4 protein-coding genes and 1 pseudogene are annotated in these 5,246 nt (G+C 36.8%); all 5 read right to left on the bottom strand.

Going from position 1 to position 5,246, the window contains the following annotated elements; translation table 11 throughout:
- Positions 1 to 16: 16 nt before the first annotated feature.
- Complete coding sequence (locus tag PP176A_RS16125) at positions 17 to 1,288, bottom strand: S8/S53 family peptidase (protein ID WP_200796188.1); 1,272 nt, start codon at positions 1,286 to 1,288, stop codon at positions 17 to 19.
- Between the two features lie 60 nt (positions 1,289 to 1,348).
- Positions 1,349 to 2,560 (bottom strand): S8 family peptidase, encoded by a 1,212-nt coding sequence (locus tag PP176A_RS15660; RefSeq protein WP_071141416.1) that lies wholly within the window; start codon positions 2,558 to 2,560, stop codon positions 1,349 to 1,351.
- Between the two features lie 13 nt (positions 2,561 to 2,573).
- Entirely contained in the window at positions 2,574 to 4,415 is a 1,842-nt protein-coding gene (locus PP176A_RS15655; protein ID WP_071141415.1) for a M56 family metallopeptidase, read from the bottom strand.
- On the bottom strand, positions 4,408 to 4,809 hold the full coding sequence (locus PP176A_RS15650; protein WP_200796187.1) for a BlaI/MecI/CopY family transcriptional regulator: 402 nt from the start codon (positions 4,807 to 4,809) through the stop codon (positions 4,408 to 4,410). Before PP176A_RS15650 ends, PP176A_RS15655 begins: the two co-directional genes overlap by 8 nt.
- 221 nt (positions 4,810 to 5,030) lie before the next feature.
- Positions 5,031 to 5,246, bottom strand: a pseudogene (locus PP176A_RS15645) (transposase); the annotation flags it as partial.

The following is a 5,246-nucleotide window of genomic DNA, read 5'->3' as shown; positions in this document are numbered from 1 at the left end:
TTTTAAAAAACTACTACTATTTTATCGTTTCAATTGTTTCAATCAGTTTCACCGGATTAACAATTTTCCCCAGTTTTTCCTTGGTACTATTATTGGTAATCAGCATATCACTTGTATTAAATGCTAATTTCCAGAAAACATTCGGCGTAATATCAGGTTTAACTTGACATGCCAACGCATATAACCCAGCTACATAAGGTACGGTCCAGCTCATACCACCCTCTCTATAAAATACATAATCATTAATACCAGTAGGGCTAGCAACACATCTCGAATCCATAGGAATTAATAATTCACTATTATTATATTTTTGATCCTTCCAAAACTCTCCCTTTGTATATGAAACGATATCATCTGCATCTTTCAAAGAATTGCGGCCAAGTCCCATATATTTTTCACTCCCCACATATACGGTATAAATTCCTTCCTGTTTTGCCTTCTTAATAGATTCAAATACTTCTTTATAACCATTCATCTTTTCTCCTATCCCTAAAGATATTGAGATAACTCTAATTTTTTTATCTTCAGGTAACGTTTTATTTATTTCAATAATACGGTTTATAGATTTTGCAGTCCAAGTAAGATCATATTCGAATTCTCCATTTTCATTATAAATTCCATGAGTTTCGGCAATATAATAAAGATCAGCTTCAGGAGCTACTCCGACTGTCTTTCCTACAGCAATAGATGCAACTCCAGGCCCATGCATTTGTGCTCCTTCATCACCACAATGAATTTCTTCATACATTTTCAACTGGTCTTTATACTCTACATGGTCAACTAACAAACCCTGATCTATTATTGCTATACCTACTCTCTTTCCTGTAATCCCTTTTTCGTGGAGTTCCCTTAAACCCAAACCGGGATTTTTTCCTAACTCCATTATCACATTAGGATCAAACCCGTCAGGTAATTTATCAGGCCATTTGGTCTTGCTGTCAAAGTCGGCATAAAAAAGATCATCAATTCTTCCCGATAAATCCAAGTTCGTTAAATCTCGGCTTCTCAAATCTACCTGCCAAGAATCACCTGAATTGGAATTATATTTTGGTAATTCAGTCATTTTCTCAGAACTATTAAAATAATTGGCTACACCTGGTTTCCTAACGATACTCAATTTATTGTCCTGTGAAAGTAAAGTCTTATACTTTTCCGATTTTTCTGATGTTTCTAACCTTTCTTCTGATTCTTCTGTAATTTCCGGTGATTTTGTTTGTACCGTATTTGATTTGGCGCATCCGGTCATCAGAATTGTCATTACTATAGTTAAACACAAAAACCTTTTCACACTAATCCCCCTCTTTCAATATTTATTGATTTCGACCCCTTCCATTTTTCAACCGCAACTTTAAGAATTCCCCTGTGATTTACGGACAGCTTCTATAAAAGCAGGAGGGTTGATAAAATGAAGTCCTTCCTTATTGACCCAGCTCGACTTAAAAAGAAGATCTTTCATCGTTTCTCCGTCTAATTCGGGATTTACCTGCCATCCGAGAGCCAGTACCCCGGACACATACGGAACAGCCCAACTTTTTCCCCCCTTTCCTTCATAACGATAAGCGTAATCTCCTTTTATAAATTCTTGTGCTAATGTCCGGAATGAAGCCGGTACGAAAAGTATATCTTTATAATATTCATCTGTGAAATCATCTTTGTCATCCGGATAGCCGGCGATACATTTGGTTACATTATCCTGATCAGCTAAATCATAATATGATGAAAAAATAAAATCGGTATTCTCATGTGTACGGCAATCAATAACCATTATCCCCTCTTCTTGTGCTGCCTTAACTGCCTTATCCCACTGCTCCCCGTTTTTATACCAATTGTCTTCGCTGGTCGGTGCTGAAGATACTGAAACAACACGGATTTTTTCAGATTTTGGGAGTTCTTTGTTCTGCTCAATAACCCAATTGAGACAGTCGGCAAAGTACTTTGCATCCTTCTCCCATGATGGGGCAGCCGCATAATAAATATTAACTTCAGGGGCGACACCTACAGTTTTGCCTCCTAAAATTCCGGTTACCGACGCACCGTGATATGATCCTGTGTTTTCAGGTTCATTACATCCTGAATCATAATAAGCAACAATGCGTCCTTCAAATTCGGGATGATCCGTCAGCATATTTTGGTCAATTATAGCCACATTGACACCTTTACCTGTGATTCCCTGTTTATGCAGCCCTCCGATGCCAAGACCGGGATTTTTTCCTTTTTCCAAAATTTCAGATGCAAAAGCTTCGTTTCCTTTAAAAACAGTCGCATTATCAAAGGAATAAGTATAAATATCCCTGGCCTTATACTGATTTTTTTCAAGAACAATCCCCTTTGAATCCGGTCCGAATATATCTCTTACTCTGTCATAGGGTTTTAACATAATAGCCTGAGATTTGGATGAGTCTTCCACTCCCGTTTTCTGACTGTCTTCAGTATCACCGGAAGATACAGGACCTTTCTTTTGAGTTGAGGTTTGAGAAACATCTCTTTTGGAGCAACCTGTAAAAACAATAGTTAAAATAAGTAAGAAAACCAAAATTTTTATAACACTAACACGTTTCATATAAACACCCCTTTCACTCTGAATCCGATAAAATAATTCCGTGACTTTCAAGATTGCCAAATTCGTCAGTCATAATCATGAGGTCTTTCCAATCCGGATATACGGGATTGGGTGAGAACCTATATATGGTACTTTTATGGTTCTTCCACGAATCGCTGTAGTTTCCCAACTTTGAAAGCAGCTTACCTACCATTGCCGGATTTTCTTTGTATTTCTCTTCTTTGTATTTCTCTTCTTTGTATTCCTCTTCTTTGATTCCGATTTTGGAGTATATATCTGAATAGCCATCTACGATAATAACGTTATTGCCTCCCCAGCTTTGCCAGAAGCTGACGTCAACTTCGGGTACAATGCTTACGGAATCCCCGTGTTTTTCGATTTTATCCCTGTCATAAGTATAGGTGACGGGTGATTTTATATTTCTTATAATCGAGTTGGCAGGTTTATCGATATAAGAAATTGTAATATTTTTTAAATCGGGAATACTTGAAAACAAATGTAAAGCGTTTGCATTTATCTTCTTAACATCATCATCATTAAGGCCTCCGATACTATTTTTTTCAGAAAACTCATATCCCAAATATAGACTCTGTCCTCCGTTACAGCCATTGTCATCCTTGGTGTTGATAGAAATCGAATTGATTTTATAATTGTCGTTTGAATTGGGAAGCCGGGTTAAAAGCTGATAAACTTCATATATATTACCAAGGGAAATAACATCTGACGTCTGAATTGCACTTAAATTTTCCACTTTTACATTTATATTGACAAAAGACGATATCCCTAAAGAAAGGCAGATCACCGCCGCTATAATAGCAGCAGACCTTTTTTGGGGCGGTTTGATTATCATGTCGATACGCCTCTTTATTTTTTTGCCTCCGTCGGACATAGCGGCAACTATCCGGTTGCTGTTATCGCTTATGGAAAGAATAGTAAAACAATAATTAAAGTAATCCTTTGAACTTATCCTGTCAAGAACCCTGCTGTCACAAGACAACTCGGCGTCATTTCTTGCGGCTTCCGCCGACAGCCAAACAAGAGGATTAAACCAATATAAGGCACAGAGAATATTTTCTAAAAGGCGGATGAAGTTGTCTTTTTGTTTGTAATGAATCATCTCATGTATAAGTGCAAATTTGGTTGCCTTGGAATCATGAATGACACCTTCCGTCAGGATAATTGCCGGATTAACTATTCCCATTACACACGGAGAAACCAAGTTCTGAGAAAGATAAACGGGAATCTTGCCTTTGAGGTCGACTATTTTCGAAGCCTCGTCATAAACGTTATCCGAGAAGTCATACGGCTTCATATTTCTCATACTCTTTTTGTAAAAGGAAATATTGCGTGTTCCAAAAATAAACAGTATGGAAAAAATTCCGACAATCCATATTACGAACAAAATATCGGACAAATTCCACTTATAATCCGCCGATTGATTATTCGTCGGTTCAGAATAGTTTCTGACACCCGTATCAGCCAAAGGCCGATAAATACCGCCTGAAGAAAGCCGTGAAATATTGTTCTTTCCTGCATAGGATCCGGAAAAATCGGAAAGATTTACTTTATTGTCAACAGTTTTATCTCCCTTCTCTTTTTCATTTTCTTCATAAAAGCCCGAATTGTCCTGAAATGCAAGATTCAAAATGTGATTTTGCGGCAAAATACTTTTGATTTCAACGGTCCATTGAAAGTTAAAGGGAATAAGAAGCCTCACTGCAACGATTACCCATAGTGCATATTGCAGTTTCGGATTTATCTTGTTTTTAAAAACAGACCTAATAGCAAAGGTAATCAGTATCAGCAAAGAAGATATGATTGAGGTATTCATTAAAATATTCAGCACCTTACCCATCCTGATCCTCCTTCTCATCTAAAGCCTGCTGAAGTGATTTGAGCATGGAATTGATTTCATCTTTCGTGATATCCTCACTATCCGCCAAAGATGAAACAAGCAGACCTATTTTACCGTCAAATATTTTCGTTGCAAAGGATCGGGTTGCCTTTAATATTGTTTCATTTTTATTTAATAAAGGATAGTATAGTCTGGCAGGAGTTGCTTCCTCCATACGAACGCAGTTTTTCTTCATCATGCGTTTTAAAAAAGAAATAATCGTATGCCTTGACCAGCCGGTCTCATCTTTCAGAGCATCTTCAATTTGGCGGCAGGTTAAAGGGGATTTGTCCCACAAAAGCATCATTATTTTCCATTCACTGTCCGTAAGCTTTGGTTTTTTTCCGTTATTCAAAGTATCACCTCCATAGTAATCAAATGTCTACTTATAGTATATTTATAAAATTTGGAATTGTCAACTATTTTTTGTAGACATATGTCTACTTACAAGGCGGACAAAGGGACGTTTCGGGACCAGTGAAAAAGTAGCTTTTTTCCCTAATAATTATTCTAATTCAAACAAAATTTATAATACTGACTAAAAATTTTAATGTTTAAGGTAAATATACAAAATTTAGAGGTAGCTATTGCTGCTAATTTCGATTGCATGGACACACTTAATAGACCATATCCTCTTGCACGATATAGTCCGTGAAATCTTTTGAGTTCTGCATTTTTGCCTTCTATGGAAGCCCTTTTTTTATATTTTTCCAAGTATTCTTCCGTCTTTTGATATTGTGATATTTCATAGAATTCGATAGTATTTAATCCTATCTGTAGTATCTTCCTTGT

This window comes from Sporanaerobacter sp. PP17-6a, assembly GCF_900095615.1.
Classification (GTDB): domain Bacteria; phylum Bacillota; class Clostridia; order Tissierellales; family Acidilutibacteraceae; genus Acidilutibacter; species Acidilutibacter cellobiosedens.
This window is presented reverse-complemented; position numbering and strand designations above follow the sequence as displayed.